The 13775-nt window shown below is 72.5% G+C and carries 14 protein-coding genes; 4 read left to right on the top strand and 10 right to left on the bottom strand.

The genetic code is table 11. From position 1 onward, the window contains the following. Positions 1 to 47: 47 nt before the first annotated feature. From ACGFMM_RS12085 to afsQ1, 4 genes are read right to left on the bottom strand one after another with little or no spacing between them, the layout of a single operon-like run. Positions 48 to 620, bottom strand: a complete 573-nt coding sequence (locus ACGFMM_RS12085; protein ID WP_393645673.1) for a VanZ family protein — start codon at positions 618 to 620, stop codon at positions 48 to 50. A gap of 43 nt (positions 621 to 663) precedes the next feature. Then, complete coding sequence (locus tag ACGFMM_RS12080) at positions 664 to 1305, bottom strand: hypothetical protein (protein WP_393645671.1); 642 nt, start codon at positions 1303 to 1305, stop codon at positions 664 to 666. Next, positions 1302 to 2795, bottom strand: coding sequence for an ATP-binding protein (locus ACGFMM_RS12075; RefSeq protein ID WP_393645669.1), 1494 nt, complete (start codon positions 2793 to 2795; stop codon positions 1302 to 1304). The genes ACGFMM_RS12080 and ACGFMM_RS12075 overlap by 4 nt, the downstream gene beginning before the upstream one ends. Beyond that, the gene (gene afsQ1 / locus ACGFMM_RS12070; RefSeq protein ID WP_393645667.1) at positions 2792 to 3469 is read right to left on the bottom strand and encodes a two-component system response regulator AfsQ1; all 678 of its coding nucleotides are present in this window, start codon (positions 3467 to 3469) and stop codon (positions 2792 to 2794) included. Before afsQ1 ends, ACGFMM_RS12075 begins: the two co-directional genes overlap by 4 nt. 181 nt (positions 3470 to 3650) lie before the next feature. Here afsQ1 and ACGFMM_RS12065 point away from each other — a divergent pair, with 181 nt between their 5' ends. Next, positions 3651 to 4376 (top strand): SigE family RNA polymerase sigma factor, encoded by a 726-nt coding sequence (locus ACGFMM_RS12065; protein ID WP_393645665.1) that lies wholly within the window; start codon positions 3651 to 3653, stop codon positions 4374 to 4376. Positions 4377 to 4565: 189 nt separating this feature from the next. Here ACGFMM_RS12065 and ACGFMM_RS12060 read toward each other — a convergent pair whose 3' ends face one another. Next, on the bottom strand, positions 4566 to 5264 hold the full coding sequence (locus ACGFMM_RS12060) for a uridine kinase (protein WP_393645663.1): 699 nt from the start codon (positions 5262 to 5264) through the stop codon (positions 4566 to 4568). A gap of 55 nt (positions 5265 to 5319) precedes the next feature. Here ACGFMM_RS12060 and ACGFMM_RS12055 point away from each other — a divergent pair, with 55 nt between their 5' ends. Then, positions 5320 to 5715 carry a hypothetical protein gene (locus tag ACGFMM_RS12055; protein ID WP_393645661.1) on the top strand — a complete coding sequence of 132 codons (396 nt, stop codon included), beginning with the start codon at positions 5320 to 5322 and terminating at the stop codon, positions 5713 to 5715. Positions 5716 to 5733: 18 nt separating this feature from the next. Here the strand turns inward: ACGFMM_RS12055 and ACGFMM_RS12050 are convergent, their stop codons facing one another. Together ACGFMM_RS12050 and ACGFMM_RS12045 are read right to left on the bottom strand one after the other, a co-directional pair. Then, the gene (locus tag ACGFMM_RS12050) at positions 5734 to 7227 is read right to left on the bottom strand and encodes an MDR family MFS transporter (protein ID WP_393645659.1); all 1494 of its coding nucleotides are present in this window, start codon (positions 7225 to 7227) and stop codon (positions 5734 to 5736) included. 12 nt (positions 7228 to 7239) lie between these two features. Then, positions 7240 to 7830 (bottom strand): NADPH-dependent FMN reductase, encoded by a 591-nt coding sequence (locus tag ACGFMM_RS12045; RefSeq protein WP_393645657.1) that lies wholly within the window; start codon positions 7828 to 7830, stop codon positions 7240 to 7242. 115 nt (positions 7831 to 7945) lie between these two features. Here ACGFMM_RS12045 and ACGFMM_RS12040 point away from each other — a divergent pair, with 115 nt between their 5' ends. After that, entirely contained in the window at positions 7946 to 8686 is a 741-nt protein-coding gene (locus tag ACGFMM_RS12040; protein WP_393645655.1) for a TetR/AcrR family transcriptional regulator, read from the top strand. A gap of 52 nt (positions 8687 to 8738) precedes the next feature. On the opposite strand, the gene ACGFMM_RS12035 is transcribed toward ACGFMM_RS12040, so the two are convergent. The 3 genes from ACGFMM_RS12035 to deoC are packed head-to-tail and all read right to left on the bottom strand — an operon-like array spanning position 8739 to position 12050. Beyond that, positions 8739 to 9659, bottom strand: coding sequence for an aldehyde dehydrogenase family protein (locus ACGFMM_RS12035; protein ID WP_393645653.1), 921 nt, complete (start codon positions 9657 to 9659; stop codon positions 8739 to 8741). Beyond that, on the bottom strand, positions 9652 to 11088 hold the full coding sequence (locus ACGFMM_RS12030; protein WP_393645651.1) for an aldehyde dehydrogenase family protein: 1437 nt from the start codon (positions 11086 to 11088) through the stop codon (positions 9652 to 9654). The genes ACGFMM_RS12035 and ACGFMM_RS12030 overlap by 8 nt, the downstream gene beginning before the upstream one ends. A gap of 5 nt (positions 11089 to 11093) precedes the next feature. Continuing rightward, the gene (gene deoC, locus ACGFMM_RS12025) at positions 11094 to 12050 is read right to left on the bottom strand and encodes a deoxyribose-phosphate aldolase (protein WP_393646283.1); all 957 of its coding nucleotides are present in this window, start codon (positions 12048 to 12050) and stop codon (positions 11094 to 11096) included. Positions 12051 to 12328: 278 nt separating this feature from the next. On the opposite strand from deoC, the gene ACGFMM_RS12020 reads away from it, so the two are divergent. Beyond that, the gene (locus ACGFMM_RS12020; protein ID WP_393645649.1) at positions 12329 to 13459 is read left to right on the top strand and encodes a hypothetical protein; all 1131 of its coding nucleotides are present in this window, start codon (positions 12329 to 12331) and stop codon (positions 13457 to 13459) included. The last annotated feature ends 316 nt before the right edge of the window (positions 13460 to 13775 follow it).

The raw sequence follows: 13775 nt of genomic DNA, 5'->3' as shown, positions 1-13775 counted from the left end.
CTCCCGATGACTCCATGGTGGCCGCCGGGAGGGGACAAAGCGTCGGTCTATGGTGCGATCCCGACCCTGGGAATCGTCGGGGTCGCCCCCTGGGGCGTCTCCTCCCGCAGCAGGGTCCGCACCCGGGTCCGGCTGCCGCCCGGGGCGGAGGCGCGGCCCGCCCGGCGGCGCAGCAGCGCCCGGCCGGCCGGGACGACCAGCAGATGCGCGAGCGCCACGCCGGCGGTGTTCAGGAGCAGCGAGTCCACGTCCACGACCTGCCCCGGCACGCTCGTCTGCAGCAGCTCGATGGCCAGCGAGAACATCGCCCCCGCGGTGACCGTGCGGGCGAACGACGCCCACGTCGACACGTTCAGCCGCCCGTCGGCCAGCGGCAGCAGGACCCCGAGCGGGGCGAGCAGCAGCAGCTGCTCGCCGATGTGCCGGACGGCCTGCGCCGGGCCCAGCGCCAGGTCGGCGCGGATGCCGGCCAGCGGCTCCAGATTGGGGGCCGTCACCCACGGCACGTCCAGCGGGCGGAGCGTCAGCCACGCCACGAGCAGCAGATGCGCGAGGAGGAGGACGAACCTCGCCCCGCGGAAGTGGATGGCGGCACTGCCGCCCGTACCTTGACGCTGCACGTGACCCAAGACGCGCCCACCGCCGGAATCGGTTCCGTGCCTCTCAGGACTCCGCGGGGGAACCGGAACCGGCCCCCGGCGTCGCCGTCGCGGCGACCGTCGGGGCCGCCGCGTCCGGGCGGGCCTTGAGCTGTTCGGTGCAGCGGTAGCGGTGCAGGGGGTACGCGCCCGGGCCGCCGAGCAGGACCGTGCGGCCCGCGCCGCCGGCCGGGCTCTCGGCGAAGGTGCAGACGATCTGCGAGAGCGCGATCGGCGTGAGGTCCTCCGGCTGCCGGCTCAGCCGCAGCGTGTCCTTCGGATCGCTTCCCCGGCCGCCGGTCACCACCAGCGGTCCCTTCACGGCCGTGCTGAACCCGGCCGTGCGCTCCGCGTCCGACGGATCGAGCTGCAGCTCCACCAGCAGCGCCGACGCCGTCGCGACCCGGTTGCCGGAGACCCGCTGCTCCGGCAGGTTCGTCCGGCGGTCCACGGCCTCCAGCTGCGAGCCGCACACCAGGTACACCCGCAGCGGCGTCCCCGGCCGCGTCTGCGGCTGCGGCGTGTCCACGCTGCACGCGGCCCGCGAGGGCGCCGCCCCCGCGTCCACGGGCACCGACGTCGTCCGGATCCCGCAGCCCGCGAGCAGCGCCGCACAGGCGACCGCCGTCGCCACGCGCGCCAGGGCCCGCCCCGTACCCGACCTCACTGGTCCCTGTCCTCCGTGTCGGCGATCTCCGAGGCGTCCCGCGGCAGACGCAGCACGAACACCGCGCCGTCGCCGTCCGGGGAGTTGGCGGCGGTGATGTCGCCGCCGTGGATGTGCGCGTTCTCCATGGCGATGGAGAGTCCGAGGCCGGAGCCGTCCGACCGCGGCCGCTGGGCGCTCGCCTTGTAGAAGCGGTCGAAGACGTGCGGCAGCACCGCCTCCGGGATCCCCGGACCGTGGTCCCGCACCTCGATGATCAGTTCCTCGTCCTCGGTCCGCACCGCCACCCGCACCGGCGAGCCGCCGTGCTTGAGCGCGTTGCCGATCAGGTTCGCCAGGATCACGTCGAGCCGGCGCGGGTCGAGCCGCGCCATGATCCCGCGCTCGGCGTCCAGTTCGACCGCGTCCAGCCAGGCCCGCGCGTCGATGCAGGCGGTCACCATGTCGGCGACGTCCACGTCGTCCAGGACCAGGCGGGCGGTGCCCGCGTCGAAGCGGGTCACCTCCATCAGGTTCTCCACCAGGTTGTTCAGCCGCCGCGTCTCGCTGACCACCAGCGCCACCGCCGGCGCGATCATCGGGTCGAGATCGTCCTGCTCGTCCTCCAGGACCTCGGTCACGGCGGTCAGCGCGGTCAGCGGGGTGCGCAGCTCGTGCGACATGTCGGCGACGAACCGGCGGCTCGCCTCCTCCCGCGCGCTCATGTCCGCGACCTTCTTCTGCAGCGACTCGGCCGTGACGTTGAACGTCCGTGACAGTTCGGCGAGTTCGTCCGTGCCGGAGACCCGCAGCCGGGTGTCCAGCTTGCCCTCGCCGAGCCGCCGCGCCGCCTCGCCGAGCCGGTGCACCGGCCGCAGCACGGTCGTCGCCGCGGCCTGCGCGAGCAGCGCCGATCCGATCAGGGCCAGCGCCGTCGCGATCCCCAGCGACCAGGCCAGCGAGTTCATGTCCGCCCGCTCGGCCTCCAGGGACTTGAACATGTAGCCGGTCGGCCCGCCGCCCGCGATCCGCGTGCCGCCGACCAGGTACGGCTTGCCGCCGGCCTGCGTCCGCTGCCAGAACAGGTGGTACGGGTAGGCGTTGGTCTCGGTGATCTTCCGCTCGGTGTTGACGGCCTCCTGCAGCGAGGCGGGCACGTCGGCCAGCGTGAAGGCGTCCGGGTCGGAGGCGCCGATGATCGGCTTGCCGGCGTCCCGCTCGCCGAGCAGCAGCACGCTGTACCCGGCGCCGCTCCCCGCCATCTGCTCGGCGGTGATGCGCAGTTCGTCCGCGCTCGGCCGCAGCGGCATCCCGGCCACCCGGTTCTGCATCTGCCGCCGGAAGTCGTTCAGCGCCCCGTCCTGGACGCGCGTCAGCACCGCCTCGCGATTGAGCCAGTACGCGATCCCCGACGCGGACACGGCGGCGGTCAGCGCGACCAGCGCGAAGACCACGACGAGCCGCAGTCGCAGACTGGTCAGCCGCAGGCCGGCGAATATCCCCTTCCTCACGCAGGGACGTCCAGCCGGTAGCCCACACCGCGCACGGTACGGATCAGGGTCGGCGAGGACGGCACGTCCTCCACCTTGGCGCGCAGCCGCTGCACGCAGGCGTCGACGAGCCGGGAGTCGCCCAGGTAGTCGTGCTCCCAGACCAGCCGCAGCAACTGCTGCCGCGACAGGGCCTGTCCGGGCCGCCGGCTCAGTTCGAGGAGCAGCCGCAGCTCGGTCGGCGTGAGCTGCAGGTCCTCCCCGTTCTTCGTCACGGTCATGGCCGCACGGTCGATCACCAGCGACCCGAAGGCGGCGGAGTCCGTGGACTCGCGCTCGCCGCGGCGCAGCACGGCCCGGATCCGGGCGTCCAGCACCCGGCCCTGCACGGGCTTCACCACGTAGTCGTCGGCGCCCGACTCCAGGCCCACCACCACGTCGATGTCGTCGCTGCGCGCGGTGAGCAGGATGATCGGCAGCTGGTCGGTGCGCCGGATCCGGCGGCACACCTCGAAGCCGTCGATTCCGGGCAGCATCACGTCCAGCACGACCAGGTCGGGCCGCTGCTCGCGCAGCAGCTTCAGGCCGTCCTCACCGGACGCCGCGGTGGCCACACGGTGGCCCTGGCGGGTCAGCGAGAGCTCGAGGGCCGTGCGGATGGCGTCGTCGTCCTCGATCAGCAACAGGAAAGGCACCGGGTCATTCTGGCGCATGGGCCGCCGGAGTTCGACCGTGACCGTTCTCCAGTACGACACCTTCGTACGACCTCTCCCCTGTGACACGCCTGTGACAGTCGACGGACACCGCCATGAAGTGGCGCGGGCAAGCTCATTTGCACACGGACCGAAGCAGACTCCGACCGATGGGGGGCGCGAGATGAACGCACTGCACAGCACCACCTCAAGCGCAGTTGTCACGCGACTCCACACCGTACGGAGCGTGAAGGAGTCCGGCGGTGTGACGAACGGACGGGGGTGCGTTCGGACGACCGTCGGACGTCAGCGCAAGGCGCCGTACATGGCGGCCGTGGCTGACGGGGGAGCGGCGTACGGGGAGGTGCAGGGGGAGCGTACGAGCCTGTCGGAGGCCGAGTTCACGGCCTACGTCCAGGAACGTCGCGCCTCCCTGTACGCCACCGCCTACCACCTGACCGGCGACCGCTTCGAGGCCGAGGACCTGCTCCAGAGCGCGCTGTTCTCCACGTACCGCGCCTGGGACCGGATCAGCGACAAGGCGGCCGTCGGCGGCTACCTGCGTCGCACCATGACCAATCTGCACATCAGCGCCTGGCGCCGGCGCAAGCTCAACGAGTACCCGACGGAGGAGCTGCCGGAGACGGTGGGCGAGACCGACGCGATGCGCGGCACCGAGCTGCGCACGGTGCTCTGGCAGGCGCTGGCCCGGCTGCCCGAACTGCAGCGCACCATGCTGGTGCTGCGGTACTACGAGGGCCGGACCGATCCGGAGATCGCGGAGATCCTGGACATCAGTGTCGGCACGGTGAAGTCGAGCATCTGGCGCTCGCTGCGGCGACTGCGCGAGGACGAGGTGCTGGCCTTCGGCCGTGACGAGGAGGAGTCCTTCGGCGAGCTGGTGGCCTGAAGGTCGCGGGAACCCACGGGGGACACGGGGGTACCCGCACGGGGGAGCAGGTAACGGGGGGACACGGGGGAGACACGGGGGGAACGTACGGGGGACGTACGGGGGACGTACGGGGGTACGAAAGCGCGGGGCGGACAAGCCGGGGGGTCTTGTCCGCCCCGCGTCGTGTTGTGCGCGGGTCCCTTCCCGCTACGCGGCGGTGGTCGCCGAGCGGTGGCGGCCCGCCGCCGCGGCCGCGAGGCGGCCCAGGGCCTCGTGCTTGGCGCACGGGTGCGCGCCCAGCGCGGTCTGCCGGGCGACGATCGAACGCTCGGAGCGCATCAGCCGCCAGCCGCGGCGCAGCAGGAACGGGACCGACTTACGGCCCTCCCTGAGGTCCCGCAGCAGCCGGCGGCGGAACGTCGTCGAGGGGCGGCCGCGCAGGCACAGCGCGTCGGCCAGCACGCCCAGTTCCTGGCAGCGGGTGACGATCTCGGCCGCGAAGATGCCCTCCGCGACGAACAGCGGGGTGCGCTCGATGTCCAGTCGCTCCCGGTCGACCCGGGCGCTGGTGGCGATGTCGTACACCGGGACCTCGGTGCGGCCGGTGCGGCACAGCTCGGTGATCGCGGCGACCGCGGCGTCGGCGTCCCAGGAGAGCGGCGAGTCCCAGTCGATGTCGGCGGCACCGTCGACGAGGGGGAGGGTCGGGTCGTCGCCCTCCTTGTAGAAGTCGTCGAGGCGGAGCACCGGAAGGCCGGCGACGGCGGCGAGGGACGACTTGCCGGAGCCGGAAGGGCCCGCGAGCAGGACGACACGAGTCGGAATCGGTTGGGAACTCACGGGACACCAGTGTGAAGCATTACCCCGTTCAGGGGACCACTCCAGGCGGCCGTTGGTATCCAGCATCACACCGGAACTACGCTCGGTGCCCTTCCCGTTACCCGATCGACAGGGGATCCCCATGGCACGCCACGCCGCCACCTCGCCCCGCCGCTCCCTTCTCCGCACGGCAGGCCTGACGGTCACCGCCGCCGGCGCGGTGCTGGGCCTCGGCGGGGCCGCCCAGGCCGCCACGGCGCCGGTGCCGCTGCCCGTGGGCACGCTGGCCGGCTCCGACACCACAGAGGCCGCGCAGGGCGTCGTCGACGCCCTCCCGTACGCCGTCGCCCCGGTGAAGGACCTGCAGCTCGACCCGCTGGCCAACACCGGCGTGGACCCGCTGGACAACGGCGTGGGCACGCAGGTCGCCGACTTCCAGCCGGTCAGCACGACCATGGCCACCGACCCGGTCACGAAGGGCGGTTCGCTGGGCACCCTCCCGGTCGTCGGCGAGGCGACGGGGCTGCTTCCGCTCTGAGGCCGGCCCGTCCAGGGCTCAGGACCCGTCCGTCGCCCGGTCCAGCGGGACCTCCCGCACCGACCAGGCGACCACGAACGCGATCGCGGCCAGCACGGCGACGCCCGCCGCGACCCCGTGCAGGCCGTCTGTCACGGCCGCCCGGAAGGCCTCCCGCGCCGGTCCGGGCAGGGCATGCGCCTGCTCGGGGGTCAGGTTCGGGTCGACGCCGCCCAGGCGGGCGGTGAAGACCGCGCCGAGGACGGCGACGCCCAGCGAGCCGCCGATCGTGCGGACCAGGGTGACCGTGCCGCTCGCCGCGCCCATGTCGCGCGGCGGCGCGCCGTACATCGTGATGAGCATCGTCGACTGCATCAGGAAGCCCATGCCCGCGCCGATGACGACGGTGAGCGCGGACGCGAGGGCCGTGGGCGTGTCCACGCGAAGCAGCAGCAGGGCGAGCGCGCCCGCGGTCATCAGCGCCCCGCCGAGGATCGGGTACACCCGGTAGCGGCCGGTGCGGGCGATGATCCGGCCGGTGGTCACCTGGACCGCGACCATGGCGAGCATCATCGGGAGCAGCAGCAGGCCGCTCGCCGTCGAGGACCTGCCGCGCACGAACTGCAGGTATTGAGGCAGGTAGTTCATCGCCGCGAGCATGCCCGCGCCGACCAGGAAGCTCAGGATCTGAGCCACGGTGAAGTTGCGTCCGGCGAACAGCCGGGGCGGGAGGACCGGTTCCTCGGCGCGCCGCTCCACCCGTACCAGGGCGGCGAGGGCCACCACGGCGACCGCGCCCAGGACGAGGATCCGCGGTGACGTCCAGGAGTACGAGGTGCCCGCCCAGCTCGCGAGCAGGGTGAGGGCGAGGGTGCCGGCGGTCAGGAGCAGGGCGCCCGCCCAGTCGACCCGGGCGCGCACGCGCGGGGTCCGTACGCGCAGGGTGAGGGCGACGAGCAGCACGGCGGCGAGGCCGACCGGCAGGTTCACGTAGAACGCCCAGCGCCAGCTGTAGTGGTCGGTGAGGAAGCCGCCGAGCAGCGGGCCGCCGGCGAAGGCGACCGGCAGCATCGCCCCGGTGATCGCCTGGATCCTGGGGCTGTCCCGGGGCGAGACCAACGTGCCGATCAGGGCGAACGCGCCGACCATCAGCCCGCCCGCGCCGATGCCCTGCAGGGCGCGGAAGGCGATGAGCTGGTCCATGGTCGCGGCGAGGCCGGAGAGGACCGAGCCGGCGAGGAAGACGACCACGGCGGAGAGGTAGGCGCCCTTGCGCCCGTACAGGTCGCCGAACTTGCCCCACAGGGGCGTGGCGACGGCGGCGGTGAGCAGGTACGCGGTGACCACCCAGGACAGCCGGTCGAGGCCGCCGAGTTCGCCCACGATGGTGGGCAGGGCGGTGCCGACGACGGTGCCGTCGAGGGTGCCGAGGACGATGCCCAGCATGAGGCCGGAGACGCCCAGGTAGGGGATGCGGCCGGAGTTCGGGGGCGTCGCCGTCGCGGCGGGTGCGGTGCTTGCGGTGGTCGTCATGGCGCGGGCCCCTCACGCGGTGTAGGGCTTCTTGGCGCGGGCGTCGCGCAGCGCCTCGCCCCACCAGGCGAGCTGGTCGAGCATGGACTTCGCGGCGGCGTCCGCGGCCGGGTCGGTCGCCTTGCCGTCGGCGTCGAACTGCCCCCAGACGCCTTGGAGTCCGACGGCCTCGCGGATGGTGACGGCGTGCAGTTCGGCGAAGACCCCGCGCAGATGCTCGACCGCGCGCAGGCCGGCCGAGAATCCGCCGTAGGCGACGAATGCGACCGGCTTGGCGTGCCACTCCCGGTTGTGCCAGTCGATCGCGTTCTTCAGGGCCGCCGGGTAGCTGTGGTTGTACTCCGGGGTGACGACGACGAAGGCGTCGGCGGCGGCGAGCCGGGGCGAGACCGCGCGCAGCAGGGCGCGGTCCGCCTGGTCCGCCGGGGCCTGTCCGAGCTGCGGGAAGACGGTGGGCAGCGGGGTCTCCGCGAGGTCGATCAGGTCGACGGTCATGTCCGGGCGGGCGTCCGCGTGGGTGCGCAGCCAGTTCGCGACGACGGGCCCGAGGCGGCCTTCGCGGGTGGAGCCCTGGATGACGGCGAGGCGCAGCGGCGAGCTCATGGTTCCCCCTGGAAAAGGTGATGTGTACGACGTACACGCTGAGGCGTACAACGTACACATCGATGTGTACGCCGTCTACTCCGCATACGCTGTACGCAAGGAGAGGGAGGCCGAAGTGGCGAAGGAAGACGAGCAGGAGCCGGGCGAGGTCTCGCTGTGGGAGCGCCTGGACCGGCCGGCGGCCTCGCCCCGGGCGTCGCTGACCCCGCAGCGCATCGCGGCGGTCGCCGTCGAGCTCGCCGATCGGGAGGGTTTCGCCGCCCTGACGATGCGGCGGATCGCGACCGAGCTGGGCGTCGCGCCCATGGCCGCGTACCGGCACGTCTCCGGCAAGGAGGACCTGTGGGCGCTGATGGTCGACCAGGTCTCCGCCGAGCTCGACGGGCCCGGAGAGCTCTCCGGCTGGCGCGAGACGCTGCGGGTGCACGCGCAGCGGACGCGCGCGATGATGCTGCGGCACCCCTGGCTGGCCCAGATGCCCGCGCCGCTGTTCGCGCTGACCCCGAACCGGATGGCGGGTGCGGAGCGTCAGCTGGCGTCCCTGGACGGCCTCGGTCTGGACGAGGACGCGATGATGGCCGTGTTCCGGACCGTCCACGCGTACGTGCACGGAGCGACCCAGTCGGAGGCGGCGCTCGGCCAGTACATGGCGGAGAACGGCTGGGAGAGCGGCGACGACACCCGACGGGGCCTCGCACCGCAGATGGAGTACCTGATGAACACCGGCCGCTATCCCACCTACCGCCGCTACACGCGGGCCGCGGCCCGCAAGGACGACGCCGGGTGGCTGTTCGAGACCGGCCTGGAGTGCGTGCTCGACGGGGTGGCCGGCCTGGTGGAACGCGGGCGGGCATGACAGAACGGCCCCCGGGCTTCGAACCCGGGGGCCGTTCGGCGTTCCTGAACCTCTAGTACGCCGACCCGCTCGCGCCCAGCGAGCCGGTCGGGTGCCAGACCGTCTTGGTCTCCAGGAAGGCCGTCATGCGGTCCGTGCCCGGGTCGGCCGTGAAGTCCACGGAGCGGGGGCGCAGTACGCGCTTGAGGTTGTCCGCCGCCGCGATCTCCAGCTCGCGCGCCAGGTCCGCGCCCGCGCCCGTCAGGTCGATCGCGTTGACGTCCTGGTGGGCCGCCAGGTGCGGGCCCATCTCGGACGCCTTGCCGGACAGGATGTTGACCACGCCGCCCGGCAGGTCGGAGGTGGCCAGCACCTCGCCGAGGGACAGCGCGGGCAGCGGGGCCTTCTCGCTGGTCACGACGACCGCCGTGTTGCCGGTGGCGATGACCGGGGCGATCACCGACACCAGGCCCAGGAAGGACGACTCCTGAGGGGCCAGGACCGTCACGACGCCGGTCGGCTCCGGGGTCGACAGGTTGAAGTACGGGCCCGCGACCGGGTTGGCGCCGCCCACGACCTGGGCGATCTTGTCCGTCCAGCCCGCGTACCAGACCCAGCGGTCGATCGCCGCGTCCACGACCGCCGCGGCCTTGGACTTCGAAAGGCCCTCCGCGTCCGCGACCTCGCGCACGAACTGCTCGCGGCGGCCCTCCAGCATCTCGGCGATGCGGTAGAGGATCTGGCCGCGGTTGTACGCCGTGGCGCCCGACCAGCCGCCGAACGCCTTGCGCGCCGCGACGACCGCGTCACGGGCGTCCTTGCGGGACGACTGCGGGACGTTGGCCAGCCACTTGCCCTTGCCCGCCGCGTCAGCGGCTGATGATTTCGTCGTCACCTCGTACACCCGGCCGCTCTCGGAGCGGGGGAACTTGCCCCCGATGTACAGCTTGTAGGTCTTGAGGACACTCAGTCGCTGCTCGGACTTCTCAGACATCGAGGTAAGCCTCCAGACCGTGGCGGCCGCCCTCGCGGCCGAAGCCCGACTCCTTGTAGCCGCCGAACGGCGAGGTCGGGTCGAACTTGTTGAACGTGTTGGCCCAGACGACGCCCGCCCGGAGCTTGTTGGCGACCGCGAGGATGCGGCTGCCCTTCTCCGTCCAGATGCCCGCCGACAGGCCGTACTGGCTGTTGTTGGCCTTGGCGACCGCCTCGTCCGGCGTACGGAAGGTCAGCACCGAAAGCACCGGGCCGAAGATCTCGTCGCGGGCGATGGTGTGCGCCTGCGAGACCTTGCTGAACACCGTCGGGGCGAACCAGTAGCCGGCCGCCGGGATCTCGCAGGCCGCGGTCCAGCGCTCGGCGCCCTCCGCCTCGCCCTGGTCGACCAGCGAGGTGATCCGGGCCAGCTGCTCGGAGGAGTTGATCGCGCCGATGTCGGTGTTCTTGTCGAGCGGGTCGCCCAAGCGCAGCGTGTTCAGCCGGCGCTTGAGCGAGTCGAGCAGCTCGTCGTGGATCGACTCCTGGACCAGGAGGCGGGAGCCCGCGCAGCAGACCTGGCCCTGGTTGAAGAAGATGCCGTTGACGATGCCCTCGACGGCCTGGTCGATGGGCGCGTCGTCGAAGACGATGTTGGCGCCCTTGCCGCCCAGCTCCAGGGTGACCTTCTTGTCCGTGCCGGCGATCTGGCGCGCGATGGCCTTGCCGACGGCGGTGGAGCCGGTGAAGGCGACCTTGTTGACGTCCGGGTGCGCGACCAGCGCGGCGCCCGTCTCCCCGTAGCCGGGAAGGATGTTGACGACGCCCTTCGGCAGCCCGGCCTGGCGGCAGATGTCCGCGAAGAACAGGGCGGTCAGCGGGGTGGTCTCGGCCGGCTTCAGGACGACCGTGTTGCCGGTGGCGAGGGCCGGGGCGATCTTCCACGCCAGCATGAGCAGCGGGAAGTTCCACGGGATGACCTGGCCGGCCACGCCCAGCGGCTTCGGGTTCGCGCCGAAGCCGGCGTGGTCGAGCTTGTCGGCCCAGCCCGCGTAGTAGAAGAAGTGCGCGGCGACCAGGGGGAGGTCCGCGTCGCGGGTCTCCTTGATCGGCTTGCCGTTGTCCAGGGTCTCCAGGACGGCCAGCTCGCGGCTGCGCTCCTGGATGATCCGGGCGATCCGGAAGAGGTACTTGGCGCGCTCGGAGCCGGGCAGCGCGGACCACTTCTCGAAGGCCTTGCGGGCCGCCTTCACCGCGCGGTCGACGTCCTCGGCGCCGGCCTGGGCGACCTCGGAGAGCACCTCCTCGGTCGCGGGGGAGACGGTCTTGAAGACCTTGCCGTCGGCCGCCTCGGTGAACTCGCCGTCGATGAACAGGCCGTAGCTGGGCGCGATGTCGACGACCGAGCGCGACTCGGGCGCGGGTGCGTATTCGAAGGGGGAGGTCATGTCGATCAGTCCACCGTCACGTAGTCGGGGCCGGAGTAGCGGCCGGTCGCCAGCTTCTGACGCTGCATGAGCAGGTCGTTGAGCAGGCTGGAGGCGCCGAAGCGGAACCAGTGGTTGTCCAGCCAGTCCGGCCCCGCGGTCTCGTTGACCAGGACCAGGAACTTGATGGCGTCCTTGGAGGTGCGGATGCCGCCGGCGGGCTTCACGCCGATCTGGACGCCGGTCTGGGCGCGGAAGTCGCGGACCGCCTCCAGCATCAGCAGCGTGTTCGCCGGGGTGGCGTTGACCGCGACCTTGCCGGTCGAGGTCTTGATGAAGTCGGCGCCCGCCATCATGCCGAGCCAGGAGGCGCGGCGGATGTTGTCGTACGTCGAGAGTTCGCCGGTCTCGAAGATCACCTTGAGCCGGGCGGCCCCGGAGGCCTCCTTCACGGCCCGGATCTCCTCGTAGACCTTCAGGTAGTCGCCGGCCAGGAAGGCGCCGCGGTCGATCACCATGTCGATCTCGTCGGCGCCGGCGGCGACCGCGTCGCGGGTGTCCGCGAGCTTGACGGGCAGGGCGGCCCGGCCGGCCGGGAAGGCGGTGGCGACGGAGGCGACCTTGACGCCGGAGCCCGCGACGGCGGCCTTGGCGGTGGCCACCATGTCGGGGTAGACGCAGACCGCGGCGGTCGTCGGGGTCGAACGGTCGGTCGGATCGGGGTTGACGGCCTTGGCGGCGAGCGCCCGGACCTTGCCCGGGGTGTCCGCGCCTTCGAGCGTCGTCAGGTCGATCATCGAGATGGCCAGGTCGATGGCGTACGCCTTGGCCGTCGTCTTGATCGAACGGGTGCCGAGAGACGCGGCGCGCGCTTCGAGACCCACGGGGTCCACACCGGGGAGCCCGTGGAGGAAGCGGCGCAGCGAGCTGTCGGACGAGGTCACGTCGGCGAAAGCCGCTGCTGCGGAGGCAGTGGTGGGCATGGTCACCAGTCGAGCATATCTACGCGCGTAGCGGCGTGTACAGGGGGCACCTTCTTCACGGTGGCGAACGCAGCGTTCGCGGGGGTGAACGCGCTGGTGGACACGTGTGCCCGTGACGGCTGTCACAGCCCCGTGACATGGAGCGGACAGGTCCCGCATACAAGATCATTAAATTCTTTCTCAGCAGCCAGCGGGAACTCCTACGGCCCCACCCGGACGAGACACATCAGCGGGCATGCGGCTCTTTCCTCCATCCACCTGTCTTCACAGGAGTCGTCATGCGCAACGCCCTTCGCACCGCCCTCTCCACCGCCGTCGTCGCCGGCGTGGCCCTCACCCCGGCCCTCACCGCCGGAGCGGCCTTCGCCGCGGACGCGCCGAAGCCGGCCGCCCCGGCGCCCGCTGTGCCCGCCACGCCCGACCACGACGTCCCGCTGGTCAACGGCCTCGTCGCCAAGGTCCACCAGGTGGAGCCGGGCCTCTACACCGCCCGGATCTTCAAGGGCGACGAGGACCTGATGGTCTCCCTGCGGGCGGGCACCGCCCCGGGCGCCAAGGCCCAGGACACGCGGGTCGTCCAGGGCGTCGAGATCACCCTCAAGGGCAACGGCGACATCTCGGCGGTCGTCGTCGACGACGGCTCCGAGGACGGCGGTGAGCTCGGCAAGCTGTTCAAGCGCCAGGACCTCGGCCACGGCTACAAGGGCCTCGTCTACGTCAAGGACGGAGGCATCTTCACCGCCAAGATCCTCCAGGGCGAGAAGGAGGTCGGCACGCTCAAGGTCGACCAGAAGAAGACGCGCGACGAGGCCGACTTCGGCGGCGAGATCCGCGTCTCGCTCAGCTGGGACGGCAGCCTGCGCGCCACCTGGATCGGCGACGAGGGCGACGGCAAGCCCACGCCGGCGGCCGGCACCCCGCTCACCCAGCCGAAGGTCACGGGCTGCACCGTCCGCCAGGAGTTCGCCTCCGTCTTCCCGAACTGGACCGTCACGCTGGTCAACGACAAGGCGAAGGGCCCCCGGGCCGTCCTGATCACCGACAAGGGCGCGGTGGCCGGCACCGCCGACCGGCAGCACCCGGTCGACGGCCGCTACGGCCTGAAGATCACGGGCGCCGACACCTACACGCCGAAGTTCGGCCAGCGCAGCGAGGGCGGCGACGCCCCGTACGCGTACGTCGCCTTCCCGAAGCTGCCCGAGAAGTGCACCGAGCAGACCACCCCGGCCCCGGCCGCCCACGGCAAGCAGACCACCGTCGTTCCCAAGGGCGGCGTCGCGGCCGGCGCGGAGCTCGGGCAGCAGGGCGGCGACCACGCGTTCCTGGTCGCGTCCGGCGCGGCGGCCACCGCCGCGGCCGCGGTGCTCGGCTTCGTGGTCGTGCGCCGTCGGGCGGCGGCGAACGTCTGAGTCGTACGGCCCGCCCGGCGCGTATCAACGGTCGGGCACGCCCACCCCCTACCACCCCGTACCACCCCGCCTGTGACCCCTTGACCCGAGCGCAGGCACGCATCACCCCACCCCAGCGGGGGGGGGGGGGGGGGCCCCCCCCCCCCCCCCCCCCCCCCCCCCCCCCCCCCCCCCCCCCCCGCACACCCCCCCCCCCCCCCCCCCCCCCCCCCCCCCCCCCCCAACCACCCCCCCCCCCCCCCCCCCCCCACCCCCCCCACCCACCCCCCCCCCCACCACCCCCCCCCCCCCCCCCCCCCCCCCCCCCCCCCCCCCT

Source organism: Streptomyces sp. NPDC048604, from assembly GCF_043199435.1.
GTDB lineage: Bacteria > Actinomycetota > Actinomycetes > Streptomycetales > Streptomycetaceae > Streptomyces.
This window is presented reverse-complemented; position numbering and strand designations above follow the sequence as displayed.

What these genes read in the sequence shown, in the direction of transcription:
- ACGFMM_RS12065 (WP_393645665.1), top strand. Translation starts at nt 3,651, where the DNA reads ATGAACGCACTGCACAGCACCACCTCAAGCGCAGTTGTCACGCGACTC.
- deoC (WP_393646283.1), bottom strand. Translation starts at nt 12,050, where the DNA reads ATGCCCACCACTGCCTCCGCAGCAGCGGCTTTCGCCGACGTGACCTCG.
- ACGFMM_RS12030 (WP_393645651.1), bottom strand. Translation starts at nt 11,088, where the DNA reads ATGACCTCCCCCTTCGAATACGCACCCGCGCCCGAGTCGCGCTCGGTC.
- ACGFMM_RS12045 (WP_393645657.1), bottom strand. Translation starts at nt 7,830, where the DNA reads ATGAGCTCGCCGCTGCGCCTCGCCGTCATCCAGGGCTCCACCCGCGAA.
- ACGFMM_RS12055 (WP_393645661.1), top strand. Translation starts at nt 5,320, where the DNA reads ATGGCACGCCACGCCGCCACCTCGCCCCGCCGCTCCCTTCTCCGCACG.
- ACGFMM_RS12060 (WP_393645663.1), bottom strand. Translation starts at nt 5,264, where the DNA reads ATGCTGGATACCAACGGCCGCCTGGAGTGGTCCCCTGAACGGGGTAAT.
- ACGFMM_RS12050 (WP_393645659.1), bottom strand. Translation starts at nt 7,227, where the DNA reads ATGACGACCACCGCAAGCACCGCACCCGCCGCGACGGCGACGCCCCCG.
- ACGFMM_RS12035 (WP_393645653.1), bottom strand. Translation starts at nt 9,659, where the DNA reads ATGTCTGAGAAGTCCGAGCAGCGACTGAGTGTCCTCAAGACCTACAAG.
- ACGFMM_RS12020 (WP_393645649.1), top strand. Translation starts at nt 12,329, where the DNA reads ATGCGCAACGCCCTTCGCACCGCCCTCTCCACCGCCGTCGTCGCCGGC.